12 protein-coding genes are annotated in these 14,973 nt (G+C 39.0%); 6 read left to right on the top strand and 6 right to left on the bottom strand.

The window, feature by feature from the left end; all coding sequences use genetic code 11:
- The first annotated feature begins 6 nt into the window (after nucleotides 1-6).
- Both DC53_RS15325 and DC53_RS15330 read left to right on the top strand, forming a co-directional pair.
- On the top strand, nucleotides 7-834 hold the full coding sequence (locus DC53_RS15325) for a ThuA domain-containing protein (protein ID WP_007375182.1): 828 nt from the start codon (nucleotides 7-9) through the stop codon (nucleotides 832-834).
- 208 nt (nucleotides 835-1,042) lie between these two features.
- A complete protein-coding gene (locus DC53_RS15330; protein WP_007375181.1) occupies nucleotides 1,043-2,323 on the top strand; it encodes a family 8 glycosyl hydrolase in 1,281 nt (426 codons plus the stop codon).
- A 123-nt stretch (nucleotides 2,324-2,446) separates the two neighbouring features.
- Here DC53_RS15330 and DC53_RS15335 read toward each other — a convergent pair whose 3' ends face one another.
- Entirely contained in the window at nucleotides 2,447-3,421 is a 975-nt protein-coding gene (locus DC53_RS15335; RefSeq protein WP_007375180.1) for an SMP-30/gluconolactonase/LRE family protein, read from the bottom strand.
- 115 nt (nucleotides 3,422-3,536) lie between these two features.
- Here DC53_RS15335 and DC53_RS15340 point away from each other — a divergent pair, with 115 nt between their 5' ends.
- Together DC53_RS15340 and DC53_RS15345 are read left to right on the top strand one after the other, a co-directional pair.
- Nucleotides 3,537-4,670, top strand: a complete 1,134-nt coding sequence (locus DC53_RS15340) for an endo-1,4-beta-xylanase (protein WP_007375179.1) — start codon at nucleotides 3,537-3,539, stop codon at nucleotides 4,668-4,670.
- Nucleotides 4,671-5,240: 570 nt separating this feature from the next.
- Nucleotides 5,241-7,460 carry an endo-1,4-beta-xylanase gene (locus DC53_RS15345; protein ID WP_033028790.1) on the top strand — a complete coding sequence of 740 codons (2,220 nt, stop codon included), beginning with the start codon at nucleotides 5,241-5,243 and terminating at the stop codon, nucleotides 7,458-7,460.
- Nucleotides 7,461-7,659: 199 nt separating this feature from the next.
- On the opposite strand, the gene DC53_RS15350 is transcribed toward DC53_RS15345, so the two are convergent.
- Together DC53_RS15350 and DC53_RS15355 are read right to left on the bottom strand one after the other, a co-directional pair.
- Nucleotides 7,660-8,613, bottom strand: coding sequence for an MBL fold metallo-hydrolase (locus DC53_RS15350; RefSeq protein WP_007375177.1), 954 nt, complete (start codon nucleotides 8,611-8,613; stop codon nucleotides 7,660-7,662).
- Between the two features lie 266 nt (nucleotides 8,614-8,879).
- Nucleotides 8,880-9,251, bottom strand: coding sequence for a DoxX family protein (locus DC53_RS15355; protein ID WP_007375176.1), 372 nt, complete (start codon nucleotides 9,249-9,251; stop codon nucleotides 8,880-8,882).
- Between the two features lie 137 nt (nucleotides 9,252-9,388).
- Here DC53_RS15355 and DC53_RS15360 point away from each other — a divergent pair, with 137 nt between their 5' ends.
- Nucleotides 9,389-10,276: a LysR family transcriptional regulator gene (locus DC53_RS15360; RefSeq protein WP_007375175.1), complete on the top strand. Its 888-nt coding sequence runs from the start codon at nucleotides 9,389-9,391 to the stop codon at nucleotides 10,274-10,276.
- Between the two features lie 58 nt (nucleotides 10,277-10,334).
- Here the strand turns inward: DC53_RS15360 and DC53_RS15365 are convergent, their stop codons facing one another.
- On the bottom strand, nucleotides 10,335-10,772 hold the full coding sequence (locus tag DC53_RS15365) for a cupin domain-containing protein (protein ID WP_007375174.1): 438 nt from the start codon (nucleotides 10,770-10,772) through the stop codon (nucleotides 10,335-10,337).
- Between the two features lie 14 nt (nucleotides 10,773-10,786).
- The gene (locus DC53_RS15370) at nucleotides 10,787-12,634 is read right to left on the bottom strand and encodes a DUF5060 domain-containing protein (protein WP_007375173.1); all 1,848 of its coding nucleotides are present in this window, start codon (nucleotides 12,632-12,634) and stop codon (nucleotides 10,787-10,789) included.
- Between the two features lie 157 nt (nucleotides 12,635-12,791).
- Between DC53_RS15370 and DC53_RS15375 the strand changes: the two genes are divergently transcribed.
- Nucleotides 12,792-13,931 (top strand): endo-1,4-beta-xylanase, encoded by a 1,140-nt coding sequence (locus DC53_RS15375; protein WP_007375172.1) that lies wholly within the window; start codon nucleotides 12,792-12,794, stop codon nucleotides 13,929-13,931.
- Nucleotides 13,932-13,988: 57 nt separating this feature from the next.
- Here the strand turns inward: DC53_RS15375 and DC53_RS15380 are convergent, their stop codons facing one another.
- Nucleotides 13,989-14,966, bottom strand: a complete 978-nt coding sequence (locus DC53_RS15380) for an aldose epimerase family protein (RefSeq protein WP_007375171.1) — start codon at nucleotides 14,964-14,966, stop codon at nucleotides 13,989-13,991.
- Between the last annotated feature and the right edge of the window lie 7 nt (nucleotides 14,967-14,973).

The raw sequence follows: 14,973 nt of genomic DNA, 5'->3' as shown, positions 1-14,973 counted from the left end.
AATACTATGTCTTTTTCTTTATCTAGATTCGCATATAAAGGTTGGCTATTAAGCTTTGTTGTATTGGCACTGAGTATGGCAACAGTGCAAAAAAGTAATGCTACAGGGTTTGATACCCTCCCTAAAAAGCAATTTAATGTGCTGCTATTTACAAAAACCGCAGGGTGGCACCATAAGTCGCAAACCGAAGGCGTTAAAGCGCTAGAAGGCTTAGCCGATAAGCACTTTTTCAACTTAATTTGGCACGAAGAAAGCCATTATTTTAACGACGATTACTTAAAAAATGTTGATGTAGTGGTATTCTTATCAACCACGGGCGATATTTTAAACCCAAAAGAGCAAGCCGCGCTTGAGCGATTTGTAAAAGCAGGTAAAGGCTTTGTTGGTATTCATAGCGCATCAGATACCGAATACGACTGGGCGTGGTACCAAAAGCTGGTGGGGCGCACCTTTAACATTCATCCTATTATTCAAACTGGCGTACTAAGTAAAGTACCTAATACTCACTTTATTGGCTTAAACCATATGCCGCAGGAAATGCTTTGGACCGACGAGTGGTACGAATTTGGGCCAGAGCTAACTAAGTTAAACTACTTACTCACGGTTGATGAGCAAACTTACAACCCAGCTGCCGATTGGGGTAATAACAAAACAGGCTCGGGTATGGGGGCGTTTCATCCTATTTCGTGGTATCACAATTACGATGGTGGTCGATCATTTTACACAGCCCTTGGGCATACTAATGCAGTGTATAAAAGTGAATTTTTAACCGAGCATATTTATGGCGGAATTTATTGGGCTGCAACAGGTAAAGGGTTAAAAAGCATTAATTAATGAATAACTCATAAATGTACTTTTTAGTATTATTTACATCGTTCAAGGCCGCTTTTTAAGCGGCCTTTTGCATTTTAGGCACTATTTAAACACCTCACTCACTTCACTTAGTTTATAAAACAAATATTTTTGAGAATTGCTTGATCAAATGGTCAAAAAGACTATATTTAATTTGCACGCTGATATAATCCAAATAAAGAGGATAAACATGAAAGTATTTTTTAAAATAACAACTTTATTGTTAACACTAATAAGCTATCAAGCACTTGCTGCATTCAATAATAACCCATCGAGTGTAGGCGCCGACAGTTCTGGGACTTACCGTAACCTTGCACAAGAAATGGGTAAAACGAACATACAGCAAAAGGTGAATAGTACTTTTGACAATATGTTTGGCTATAACAACACTCAACAACTTTACTACCCGTACACCGAAAACGGTGTTTATAAAGCACACTACATAAAAGCAATTAACCCAGATGAAGGCGACGATATAAGAACAGAAGGGCAATCGTGGGGAATGACCGCCGCTGTCATGCTTAATAAACAAGAAGAATTTGATAACCTGTGGCGCTTTGCTAAAGCGTATCAAAAAAATCCAGACAATCACCCTGATGTAAAAAAACAAGGTGTTTACGCGTGGAAACTAAAGCTTAATCAAAACGGCTTTGTTTATAAAGTAGATGAGGGCCCCGCTCCCGATGGCGAAGAATACTTTGCTTTTGCATTACTTAATGCGTCAGCTCGTTGGGGTAATTCGGGCGAATTTGATTATTATGCTGATGCCATTACCATGTTAAACACAATTAAAAACAAGCTGATGCAAAACCAAATAATCCGCTTTTCGCCTTACATTGATAACCTAACAGACCCTTCTTATCACATACCTGCGTTTTATGACTACTTTGCAAATAACGTAACTAACCAAGCAGACAAAACTTACTGGCGACAAGTAGCCACAAAAAGTAGAACCTTACTTAAAAACCATTTTACAAAAGTAAGTGGTAGCCCGCATTGGAACTTACCTACATTTTTATCGCGCTTAGATGGCAGCCCTGTTATTGGCTACATTTTTAACGACCAAGCAAACCCAGGTCAATGGTATGAATTTGATGCATGGCGCGTAATTATGAATGTGGGTTTAGACGCGCATTTAATGGGTGCTCAAGCGTGGCATAAAAGCGCAGTAAATAAAGCACTGGGCTTTTTAAGTTATGCAAAAACTAACAACAGCAATAACTGTTACGAGCAAGTGTATTCGTACGGTGGAGCGCAAAACAAAGGCTGTGCAGGCGAAGGTCAAAAAGCCGCGAATGCAGTAGCGTTACTTGCTTCAACAAACGCTGGGCAAGCAAATGAGTTTTTTAACGAATTTTGGTCTTTATCGCAACCAACAGGTGATTATCGTTACTACAATGGTTCGCTGTATATGTTAGCTATGCTGCATGTATCGGGCAATTTTAAGTTTTATAACAACACGTTTAATTAAATAACAATACCTAAGCAGCAAAAACTTAGGCAGCAAAAAACCGGTGTAACCAAGTTACACCGGTTTTTTATGTACAACGAGTAAGCTAACTTTTCTCGTTAATAAGTTGCTTAACTAATTTAGCTAATTAGCCAAACCCGCTACTTTTACATCAAGCGTAAACAATCCCTTAGCGGTAGTTATTAATAATGTTTTTCGGTTTTTACCACCAAACGCAAGGTTAGTTACATTAGGGCCCAGTTCAATTTTATCGATGAATGCACCTTCTGGCGTATAAATATTAATAACGCCTTTACTGTGGCTGCTAACGTAAATATTGCCAGCAGAATCTACTTTTATACCATCGGGGGAGGTTACTTTAATAAAGTCTTCGCGTGGTGAAATATCACCGTTTTCATCAATAGTGTATTTGCTTACGCGGTTACTAAAATCACCAATATAAAGGGTATGCTGATCTGGGGATAGTGCAACACCGTTGGGCTTTTCAAGCGTAGCGTCAATTAAACTAAGTACGCCCATATTACTTAACTTATACACACCGGTATAAGGTATTTGCTGAGTGCGTTCGCCTAGTTGCCAATTAGGATCTGTAAAGTAAATATCGCCATTTCTGTGCATAGTCATATCGTTTGGCGAGCTAAAGCTTAACCCATCAAACTTATTGACTATTACGGTATTGGTCTTACTTTTTATATTAATTTTAGAAAGCGACTGCGTATTGTGGTTAAGGTTATAAAGGTTGCCGCTTTTTGCATACAGGCCATTTGTACCACTGTGTTTTAAATAAGTGGTGATGGTATTAGGCAATTGCAATTTATAAATGGTGGAGTCGGGGCCTAGTGCTTGCAGGCTTGCAAAGTTCATTTCTGAAAAATAAAACGCATTGTCTTGGCTTGACCACGTTGGGCCTTCTAAAAACAAAAAATCGTCACTAACAAGTGTGGGTATTACGCCCTTTATTAGCGGTGATTGCTCATTGCTTTGGCTGTTTACAGCGTTTAACAAAGCTGGGTTTTGAAGTTGTTGTGCCAGCGCTGTTTTATTTATACAGAGCATTAATATAACTAAGCTTAGCGTTTTTTTGTGTGTTTTTAGCATGGACGTTTACTCAGGTTTGTTTAATTTATAATTAATGGTCACATTGACTATATCATTTATTTTTTTCGTTGTATGATATTTATCGAAAATAATAACGATTCAACGGAGCACACACATGCATAAAAAATACACACTTAGCCTGCTTTTACTTGCAGGATCATTAAGCGTAGACGCTGCACAAGACCCAGCCCTTAAAAACACCTTTGCAGACTCATTCAAAATGGGGGTTGCTGTAAATCAAGATATAGTGACAGGTCAAAACACCGCCGCACAGTCAATTATTGCTAAGCAATTTAATACAGTGACGCTTGAAAATGCTATGAAAGCAGAAGTAATTTACCCACAGCAAGGTAAGGTTGATTTTAGTGGTGCAGATGCGTTTATAGATTTTGCCAAGCAAAATAACATGTTTACGGTAGGGCACACCTTAGTGTGGCATAACCAAACGCCTGACTGGTTTTTTACAAATAGCAAAAATGAGCCAAATACCCCTGCAGAGCAGCTTGAGCAAATGCGCAAACACATAGAGCTGGTAGCAGGGCGCTATAAAAACAAAGTAGATGCGTGGGATGTAGTAAACGAAGTAATAGCTGATGACGGCTCTTATCGCCCAACTGTGTGGGTTAACCGCATAGGTAATGGTGATACGATGGTAAAAGCCGCGTTTAAATACGCCCAGCAGTATTCACCTAATACTGAGCTTTATTACAACGACTTTAATGCATGGCGACCAGAAAAAAGAGACGGCATTATACGTATGATCAAAATGCTGCAAAAAGAAGGAATTCGAATCGACGGCATAGGCATACAAGCGCACTGGGGGCTTAATTTTCCTAAAATGCAATATATTGAACAAGCCATTGACGCCTACGCCGCGCTGGGTATAAAAGTGATGATCACCGAGCTTGATATAGACGTGCTGCCGTTAACAAAAGAGGGGCAAATTACCGGCACCGATATGATGAAACCACAATTTCAGCTAGAAGAGTTTGAAACCTACCTCGACCCATACAAAAATGGCTTGCCAAGCGACGTAGAGGCGCAACTAAACGCCCGTTATAAAGCCTTGTTTGAATTGTTTTATGCAAAGCGCGACAAGATAGACCGCGTAACCTTTTGGGGATTACACGATGGTATGTCGTGGAAAAACGACTACCCAATCCCAAACAGAACAAACTACCCATTACTATGGGATCGTAATTTAAACCCTAAGCCAGTTATTAAAACAATTGCTGATGTAGTTCAGTAAACCGCATTGTGTAGTCAAAGCCGAGTATTTTTAAATACTCGGCTTTTTTTGTTTGCAAATTTCCACATAGGGGCTAATAAAAGTCATTTTACTAAGCGATGAGCTGGTAAACCTTGATCTTACCGAAGTAATACAAGCACAAGTATCACTTACACCTTCTATTTAATTATTTTTCTCAAACTCAAAGCATACTCAATATGCAACGGGTTAAATTTTAGCCTTGATACTTATTGTTAAATAGACTATAACAATGTTGGTTTTAGGTTAATTTAATAATTGTATATTCACACACACAATATAAAACAATAAATTTTAATTTAAACCTTAACTATAACTCGATGATTTTAATTTTATATTTGTGCTCTTGTACAAGGTAAATATTAACGTTTGAAGAGATATTAAAATAATAAATATAAATGACTGTTTGTTTTTATAATTAGTTATAGTCATATTGAATAATATAATTTATGGTGCAGTAGAAAGACTCTATCATATTTTATTCACTCAAATGGCTTTACTGCACCTAGTTCAAAAACGACTCATTTATTGCTTTAGTCTAAGGAATAAAAAATGAATAAATCGATTTTTCGTAACACCGGATTAGTGACCTTAGTATCACTATTAATGGCGTGCGGGGGGGATAATAAAGATACACCAGTGCCTGAACCCATACCTGAAGTAGTAGCCCCTGATACTCCAGCGCCTGAAGCGCCAATAGCAGCTGAAATAACAAATGGTGGGTTTGAAGAAGACACTTCAGGGCAAACAACGCCCGTCGGGAATTGGGTATTTAGACCAGATCAAGAATCAAGCGCTACTTCTACTATAGAGGTAATTGAATCGCAAGAAGGCGTTAATACTTACAAAGGCACCAAAGCAGCTGAGGTTATTGTTAATACATTGGGTGACAACCCTTGGGGAATTGAAATAGCTTATGAAGACCTTCCTATCACTGGAGGTAAAAATTACGAGTTTAGTGTTTGGGCCAAAGGGGAAGAAGGAACCAGTGCCGATTTTTGGATTCAAACACCTGCGCCAGATTATGGTCAACTTAGCCTAGTAAAAGAAACACTCACAGGCGAGTGGCAAAAAATAACATTAACAGCCGCAACAGCTGAAGCTGACTCCTTAGTTAGGCTGGCAATTCACTTTTCAAAAAAAGAGAACATTAACAAGCCTATATACCTAGACGAATTTTCAGGCTTTATTTTAGACGATGTCCCAGCAGAAGAAATACCCGATGTTCAATACAGCGAAGTAACTGCACAAAGTTTAAAAGCATTAGCACCTAATTTTAATATTGGTGTGGCTGTGCCAGCGGGTGGTTTTGGTAACAGCATAATAGACAGACCAGAGATTAAAGCGATTATTGAACAACACTTTAATCAGCTCTCTGCTGAAAACATTATGAAGCCTACCTATTTACAACCAACCCAAGGCGGATTTTTTTACGATGATTCTGATGAGCTAGTTAACTACGCCAAAGAGAACTCACTCACGGTACATGGCCATGTTTTTGTTTGGCACTCGCAAATTGCGCCTTGGATGCAAAGTTTTCAAGGTGATAAAGCCGCGTGGATAACCATGATGGAAAATCACATCACTCAAGTTGCCACTCATTTTGAAGAAGAAGGCGATAACGATACCGTAGTTAGCTGGGATGTAGTTAACGAAGCGTTTATGGAAAATGGTAAATATCGTGGTGAAAAAACCACAAACGACAGCGCCGATGAATCTGTATGGTTTGAAAATATAGGAGCCGAATTTTTACCGTTAGCCTATAAAGCAGCAAGAGCGGCCGACCCTGATGCTGATTTATATTACAACGATTATAACCTGATTTGGAACGCCGATAAATTAGATGCCGTTATATCTATGGTTAACGATTTTCACAACAACGGCGTGCCTATTGATGGCATAGGGTTTCAATCTCATATTTCACTTAACAGCCCTGACATTTCAACCATTCAGGCACACCTTCAAAAAGTGGTCGATATTCGCCCTAAAATAAAAGTGAAAATTACCGAGCTAGATGTTCGTATGAACAACGAAGGCGGCATTCCTCTAACTTACTTAACAAGTGAAAGAGCGGATGAACAAAAGCAGTACTATTACGATATTGTTAAAACCTACCTAGAAACGGTACCTGAAGATCAGCGCGGTGGTATTACTATTTGGGGTGTAATTGATGGTGATAGTTGGTTACAAACTTGGCCAGAACCGACAACTGAATGGCCACTGTTATTCTTTAATGACTATACACCAAAACCGGCTTTGCAAGGTGTTGCCGATGCGCTGCAAGAGCTAATTGAAGTAGCAGAGCCTTCAGCAGAGCTGCTAACTAATGGTGACTTTGAAGCCGGTCTTGATTCATGGCAATCACGAGGCAGTGCTACTATTTCACTTGAAACAACCCAAGCTCACAGCGGAAATAATAGTGCTTTAGTACAAGGGCGAACTGAAACGTGGAATGGGTTACAAAAAGATGCAAAAGGCCTATTTACAGCAGGTAAAACCTATAATGTATCTGCGTGGGTTAAGTTATCTGACGATAATGCAGCGGTATCGCCAGGAGTTAAGCTCACACTGCAAATTGAGCATGCGAGCACTGAATACCTCGAGCTAACCACTGTTAAAAACGTAGTTGCAGGCGATTGGGTACAGCTTTCGGGCACTTATACCCATTCAATAACAACCGAGGAAAGCGCCGCTTTACTTTATGTTGAGTCAAACGAACTGACTGCTGATTTTTATGTAGACGACGTATCGGTCACTTTGGTAGAACAATAAACCAAACTAAAAGTAATTAACCCCACATTTGATAGTCTGTATTTTTATACAGACTATTTTTTTGAGGGCTTTCATAAAAAGAAGTGCACTATGCTTTTATATTAGTAATGAGTATCGCTTTAAAGCGACATATACCGTCATTATAAATACATTAGCACGATAACGCCGGTGCGATAACGCCGGTGCGTGAAAAGCTATATTAGTTTGACTCAAATGACGAAAGTTTCTTTTGAACGTTATTTCGTAATACATCGTCTATGTACTCATTAAATGCCTTATTACCGGTTACCACTGGGTTTCGTTGATCAGATTTACGATTTTTTAATGTATTAATTTGATTAATTAGATCATGTGAAAACGGGTGGTTTGAGATACTTCCATCAACATCGTTTTTGTTTGCAATTTTTTGAAAATAATTTAAAGAGTGCAAATAAGTTTGATTTGCTTCTTTAGTATCCGGTAAACCGGTACCTCCCCAAAGTGCAACTGTATGAGGTATGCCATTATCTGTAACAGGTATTATCAAAGACAACCCACCAGGCGTATGCCCTGGTGTAGCAAGTACCGTCAAATTAGTTTTACCTAAACTTATTTTTTCGCCATCGATAACTTGGGTGTAAGTGCTAGGTAATGGTATTTCGGTAGAAAAGTTACCGAAAGGATCAGTTAATACAGGTGCATTTGGATTATGGATGTAGTCCCACTCATTTTTTCTCATTAAAATTTTAGCGCCATAATGTGATTCAAAGTAGTGAGCGCCACCATAATGGTCGCTGTGGCCGTGAGTAACTATAACGTATTTAATATCTTCAGGATTTAAGCCTAACTCTTTTAGTCCAGGAACAATCACATGTTTGGCATCGTGCGGGGTCCACATGGTATCGATTAAAATAATGCCCTCAGTTGTAGTGATAACAAAAGTGCCTACGCTGATATATCCTACAAAATAAAGGTTATCAAATAGCTGAGTGGGTTCAACAACAGTGGTATTGAACAAATCACTAGAGGTTAGCGAGGAAGGTAATTTATTTAATCTAGTACTTATTTTATCTTCACTCAATTTTGTAATATTACCGTTATTTGACGTTGTGCAGCCGCTCAGTAAGTAAGTTATTACTGTAATCGAGAAAATGCCTAAAAATGTTTTTTTCATATTTTACACCTTAGTTAATTAGGCATATTAAAAGCCCAAGTAATAAACTTTAGTACGTCGTCTATTTAATTATTAAATACAGGGTATGAACTCAAAATTAAAATTTAATGAATAAAACAACCTTAGCCTTTGTTTGTTTAGAGATCGAGTTTGTTATCTTTAGGCTAAATTAGAGATGTGAAAGCATTTGTCATTTTGTAAATGAGGGTTTGAATAACGATAGAAGCGAATATATCGTTATTCATTGTATTGAAAATAGCTCTAGGTTACTTACTATCCAAGGCGTTTATATCATTGACTCGGTTAATTATGATATTAATTAAAAAAGCACATAAAATAACGGCAGGTATTGCATTGGCAACACTGTCGTAAACTACATGAAAAAATGTTGCACCAGCCATAATAACTAACAAACCACTTGCAGCTAAAATGCTTAGTTTTTTTATCCAAATAGCAATAGCACCTGCTAGTTCACTTGCACCAATAAAATAGCCAAACCAAGCAGGTAAACCCATGAGTGCAAAAGATAAGTGCATTTGCTCAACTCCTGCTAGTTTTGCAGAGCCTGCAGCTATAAAGGCAAGTGTTGTTAATCCTAGTGATGTATACATAAAAATTATTTTTACTTTTGTGCTCATGTTATTCCCAACTTTAATAAGAGTGATTTAAGCAGATGCTTAGCTTTTGACGTTAGAATAATCACAGTTCTTATTAATTAATATTGAATGTTTTTTTATAAGATATAAACTTTAGCTTTACATGTTTGGCGTAAATTATGAAATTAGAACAGCTTAGTATGTTTGTTACTGTTGCTCAGGTTGGATCATTGAGTGAAGCAAGTGCTCTTTTACACAAAACTCAACCAGCTATAAGCCAAGGTATTAAGCAACTAGAAAATACCCTTAACTTTGCCTTATTTAGTCGTAATGGTTATCGGTTAGAGCTTACTAGTGCAGGAAAAACTATGTTTCATAAGGCTATGAAATTGCTAGATGATGCAGCACAACTTAAACAAGTTGCACACCACATAGCACAGGGGAACGAGGTAAGTATAACGATTGCAATTGAAGCATCATTTAATTTAAAAGGTATTTTACCATTACTAAAAAATATGCAAAATCAGTTCCCTGAAACTCAAATAATAATCAGGCAAGAGTACATAACAGGTGCAATTGAAGCCTTACTTGATGGCGGTGCCGATCTGTGTATAACACCAACAATGGAATTTTCTGTACAAGAAGAGAAAATTGAAAAGCATTTGTTAAATAGCGGCTCATTAATCAATGTAGCTTCCCCTTTGTTGTTAAAGCGAAATCCAAACCTAAGGCAAGCCACTGATTTGTTGAACGAATACCAAATAATTGTGCAGGACTCAGGCACTGGTTCAAAAAACATAGAGTGGGGTGTACAGCAAGGTCAGCGACGATGGTATGTAAATGACTTTCCAACTAAAAAAATGCTTATCGAAAGTGCAATGGGTTGGGGCAAATTACCAGGTTATTTAGCTGATGAAGGTATTGCAAATAATACTCTGAAAATGCTGTCACTTAGTGATGTGCAAAATATAACGCCTCTAAAATATTACATTATTAAGAAAAGGGGAGAAGTGTTGGGACCTGTAGGAGAGGCCGTGTGGGAGCAATTTAAAAACTATCAGATATAACAATTACATATATGTGAAAAACGTATTTAAATTACTTCCCTAAAAAAGCCACTAAAACCTACTTAGTTTGATATCTTACTACCACAAACTTAAGCGGCACATCGCCGTTATTATAAATGCCGTGTACGTCGTTAGGGGCTGCAAATAAGATATCTCCAGTATGAGCAGGCTGGCTTTTGCCATTAAGCGTCCAGGTACCTGAACCCTCTAAAATCATTAAGTATTCTTCATCAGGATGCTGGTGGGCGGGGTGTATTTCGTTATTAGGTTTAATAACCGCAACGCCTGTAATAGCGCCCTTGGTGAGTGGTGTATCGCCGTAAAAGTAAGTATGAAAATCGCCGCCTTCGTAGTGAGTAATGTGCGCATCTTTTTGACTCACAATAGCTGATGTAAGTTGAATGGATTTATCAGCTGCGTTTACAGGCAATGCAAAGATGGCTGCGGCTGAAAGTAATACGCCGGTTACACAATGTTTAGCTGTTAAATGATTCATGTTTGTTATCCTTATTATTTAGCGCTTAGGTTAATTAAATAAACCCAGTCGTTATTAGGTGTGTTGGGTGGTGTTGCCAGTTGTGTACTCGTTGCGGTATTTATACAAAAGCGTTTGCCGTTTATGTAGTTGTTAGTTCGTGGGTTAAACCAGTCGAGGGTATAACACGCGTTTGGTAATGTGACCTGAGCTTGGCTTGCGTTACTAAAATAAAATAAGTAAAACGCTGAGTTATCACTTAACGACCAGCCTGTTTTTGTAAGCTCAGGTGCTGGTGTAAGCTTTGTAAATGGCACATATTTTTGAAAAAACGCAACAGCGTTAGTCATCGCTAAATAGTAATTTTTATAAGGCGTTAAATCTTGTTCAACAAGGTCGCCGCCACCGCCTAAATAAAACTCAATACCTGCGCCACCTGCCATAAATGTGGCCCACACGTTACTTTTACGCCACGTATCTACATTATTTGCATACTCATAAATATAGGCTTCGTCCATGGTGATCACCCACGGGTGAGGGTTGCTTTGAGTAAGCTGGCGGTACTTTGAAACATCGTTATAAGTGGTGTTTGTTTTAAGTTCACCTTGTAAGCTTGCCCCTGTGTAGGCGGGGTAGCCCAAAATGTTGTCGTTTGGTTTATCGTAAATGTGGTAGTCGAGCGACGGGCCGTTATGTATCACAATATGCTCAGGGTAGTAGGTGAGTGATTGAAAGTAATCGGCAAATTGCTTTCTTTGTTTTGTGGTATTAGCTTTTTGTTGTTTATTGTCGCCGCTTGGATCTTGCCAGCCATTTTCTTCGCCTATATTCCACGTGGTTGCTAAATGATAGCCAAAGCGGGCAAATAACTCGCGATAGTAAATTTTACGACTAACAGCAAAGTCGTTTTTAAGCTGGCTTTCGTTCCATTCAAACAGTGATTCGTTTTCGGTTTCGCTCATTACAAAGTGAGTCATTATGCCTTTTTGCTGCATGTGGCTAAATACAATATCCCACTGAGCTAATTTAGATACATCGTAGCGTGTGGTTTGGGTTTTGCTAAGCCATGGCCAAACTTGGTCGCCATCGCCGTAGGCGTTCATGGTTAAAAAGTAATACGCGTTAATGTTAAGCGACGCTAAATAATTTATTAGCCCAATAATGCCTTTAGAAGATTGATGACTACTATTATCAGTCTCTGTATTGGTTGTTTGCCATGTAGGGTCGCTATTTTGCCAATGCTTTATGTGCGCTTGGTAGTTACGCTTTGTGGGAGTGGCATCAAACCCTGAAAAGCCAAGCAGCACTTCGGGGCTGTTAGCACCGGCTTTTAAAAAGTACTCTTTTGAGCCATTAAACTGCAAATAGGGTTTATTAACGTATTCAAGCTTACCTTTGCTTTTAAAGTCTTTACTGCTGGATGATTTAGTGGCGGCGATAACATTAAACTCGCCTGTTTGTTTATCAAAAAATCCGGCTGATTGCTCATTTGTAACAGTATTTAATGGCACGCTTGCGATATTACTGCCTTTAACAAATGAGAGTGTATAGCGCCATTTGCCAAGCTCGTTGGGCGAAAACAAAACCTGCCATTTGTTGCCTGCTGTTGCATGTGTTTGAGCAGTGTTTGCATCGGCTGCATAATATCCAGGTACTGTATATTGCTTATTAGTGGGGCTGGTAAATGTGGCGTCTAAGCGGTAATCGGTAAAAGGGTTAGGCGTGGCAAGCTCGCTGGTGTGCGGGCCTTCAAGGGTTAAGCTTAATTTATGCCAGATAGGCACGTGAGTGCTGGTTTGCTCCGCGCGAATTAGGGCGCTGAATATAAATGAGGCGAAAAATGCGCTAATTAACAGAAGCCGTTTTATTGTTATTTTTTTCATGTGTGTCCTTGCTAATTTTGTTGCTAGTAAAGTGTGTGATTAAGGAATGTGTACTGTGTTATTTTTGTTCAGTCTATTTTAACAAAACGTTGTTGTCAAAAGGACTATATGGTGTTAAGTTTAGATTGCACACTAAAAAACACACAACAGGTACATCATGCATAAAAATAAATTTACGATTGCTATTTTATTAGGAATGTCGAGCCTCGCACTTGGCTGTAATGGCTCAGCAGAGCAAAGCAAACCAACATTAAAAGCGCCGGAGCAATTAACGCTTAAAGCGCAATTTAAAGAGCACTTTAAAATTGGCACAGCGATTAGCCGCGACCAAATATTAGGGGCTTTGCCTGAAGATTTAAATGTGGCTAAAGCGCAATTTAATACCTTTACGCCAGAGAACTCAATGAAGTGGGAGCGTATACACCCAGAGCTAGAAACCTATGATTTTGAAGCCGCTGATGCGTTAGTTCAGTACGCACAAGAGAACAACCAAGAATTAGTTGGGCACACATTAGTGTGGCACTCGCAAACGCCTGACTGGGTTTTTGAAGACGAACAAGGCGAGCCGCTAACCCGCGATGCATTACTTATGCGCATGCAAAACCATATTAATGCTGTTGCAGGGCGTTATAAAAACCGCATTTTTGCATGGGACGTGGTAAACGAAGCACTTAACGAAGACGGCACACTGCGTGAATCTAAATGGAGCACCATTATTGGTGACGACTTTATAGAATATGCTTTTAAATACGCTAAGCAGGCAGCGCCTAATGCCAAGCTATACTACAACGATTACAACTTATATAAGCCAGAAAAAAGAGCCGGTGCAATTGCGCTTATTAAAAATTTACAAAGCAAAGGCATTGAAATAGATGGTATTGGTATGCAAGCGCATTATTCGCTTGATAACCCAGAGCTTTCGTTAATGGAAGACTCTATTGTGGCATACGCTGCAACGGGTATTGATGTGATGATAACCGAGCTTGATATTTCGGTATTACCGTTCCCTGAAGGTGAAGAGCAAGGCGCTGATATTTCGTTAGATATTGCGCTGCAAGAGCGATTTAACCCATACCCGAATGGTTTACCTAGTGAAGTAAACACCCAGTTAGGCGAGCGCTACAAAGCTGTGTTTGACATACTTAAAAAGCATGACGATAAAGTAAGCCGTGTTACTTTTTGGGGTATAAGCGATGCACGTACTTGGCGCAACGATTGGCCAATGCAAGGGCGCACCGATTACCCATTATTAATTGACCGTGAGCTAAAACTTAAAAGCTTTGTAAGCGATTTATAATCGCACTAAAAATTTAACCTCCCGCAAAGGATCGCTTAATAGCGATCCTTTTTTGGTTTACATAGTAGTTAAACAATAACTTATGAGTGTTTGTAAAGGCACTTGTGGTGTTAAATAGCTAAATGGGAAGTGTGGGTTATTAGGGCTGTCGGGGCAAAATTGCGGCTCTAGGCAAATACCGTCAAATTGGTTAAACGGATTTTTTAAGTGCTGCCCCGTGTACACTTGAATAGCAGGGTAGTTAGAAAGCACACTCAGCATTACTTTTTCATCGGCGCTTGTAAGCTCTGCGTGTTGCTTATTGGCTTGCAGATTAAGCACTTGTTCGGTGACAAAGTTATGATCGAGTTTATCGAGTTTATCGGTTTTATTAAGTACACGCGTATTTGTGTAGTCAAAAGTTGTATTTGCTACAGGGGCTATTAAACCTGTGGGAATGGCATTTGTATCTATGGGGGTATAATGCGCGGCGGCAAGTTTTAATGTATGCCCTTGTGCGCTGTTAGTAATGCCATTTAAATTAAAGTACGGATGCGCTGTAGGCCCAGCAATGGTTTTTTTATTACTGGTAATCGTAAATTTAATATCAAGATTACTTTGGTTTTTACTGTTAGTGGTAAAGGTATACAGCACGTTAAATATAGTTTTACCGGGGTAGCCGTTGTATCCATCGGGTAGAGTAATACTTAAACTTAACGCATTTTTTTGATGATAATCGAGCTGCCAAAATAAGTCGCTTAATGCTTTTTGGCCGCCGTGAAGTTGGTTTACTCCTTCGTTTTTATTAAGTGCATAGGCTTTATCATCAATGTTTATTTGGGCGTTACTTAGCCTGTTTGCATAAGGGCCGGCTACAGCGCCTAAGTAAAATGTGTCATTTAAATAGTCATTAATATTAGAATAGCCAAGTATAATATTTCGTTTTTTACTATCAACATGGGTAACCCAGCTGGTAAGCCGGGCACCGTAGTTAATAATAGAAATAGTGTCGTTTGCTTCATTACTTAGTGTGTATTGAACAATTGAAGTTGTCATGTTGGTT

Source organism: Pseudoalteromonas fuliginea (assembly GCF_000690055.1).
GTDB lineage: Bacteria > Pseudomonadota > Gammaproteobacteria > Enterobacterales > Alteromonadaceae > Pseudoalteromonas > Pseudoalteromonas fuliginea.
This window is presented reverse-complemented; position numbering and strand designations above follow the sequence as displayed.

What these genes read in the sequence shown, in the direction of transcription:
- DC53_RS15380 (WP_007375171.1), bottom strand. Translation starts at nt 14,966, where the DNA reads ATGACAACTTCAATTGTTCAATACACACTAAGTAATGAAGCAAACGAC.
- DC53_RS15345 (WP_033028790.1), top strand. Translation starts at nt 5,241, where the DNA reads ATGAATAAATCGATTTTTCGTAACACCGGATTAGTGACCTTAGTATCA.
- DC53_RS15350 (WP_007375177.1), bottom strand. Translation starts at nt 8,613, where the DNA reads ATGAAAAAAACATTTTTAGGCATTTTCTCGATTACAGTAATAACTTAC.
- DC53_RS15360 (WP_007375175.1), top strand. Translation starts at nt 9,389, where the DNA reads ATGAAATTAGAACAGCTTAGTATGTTTGTTACTGTTGCTCAGGTTGGA.
- DC53_RS15365 (WP_007375174.1), bottom strand. Translation starts at nt 10,772, where the DNA reads ATGAATCATTTAACAGCTAAACATTGTGTAACCGGCGTATTACTTTCA.
- DC53_RS15355 (WP_007375176.1), bottom strand. Translation starts at nt 9,251, where the DNA reads ATGAGCACAAAAGTAAAAATAATTTTTATGTATACATCACTAGGATTA.
- DC53_RS15375 (WP_007375172.1), top strand. Translation starts at nt 12,792, where the DNA reads ATGCATAAAAATAAATTTACGATTGCTATTTTATTAGGAATGTCGAGC.
- DC53_RS15370 (WP_007375173.1), bottom strand. Translation starts at nt 12,634, where the DNA reads ATGAAAAAAATAACAATAAAACGGCTTCTGTTAATTAGCGCATTTTTC.
- DC53_RS15325 (WP_007375182.1), top strand. Translation starts at nt 7, where the DNA reads ATGTCTTTTTCTTTATCTAGATTCGCATATAAAGGTTGGCTATTAAGC.
- DC53_RS15330 (WP_007375181.1), top strand. Translation starts at nt 1,043, where the DNA reads ATGAAAGTATTTTTTAAAATAACAACTTTATTGTTAACACTAATAAGC.
- DC53_RS15335 (WP_007375180.1), bottom strand. Translation starts at nt 3,421, where the DNA reads ATGCTAAAAACACACAAAAAAACGCTAAGCTTAGTTATATTAATGCTC.
- DC53_RS15340 (WP_007375179.1), top strand. Translation starts at nt 3,537, where the DNA reads ATGCATAAAAAATACACACTTAGCCTGCTTTTACTTGCAGGATCATTA.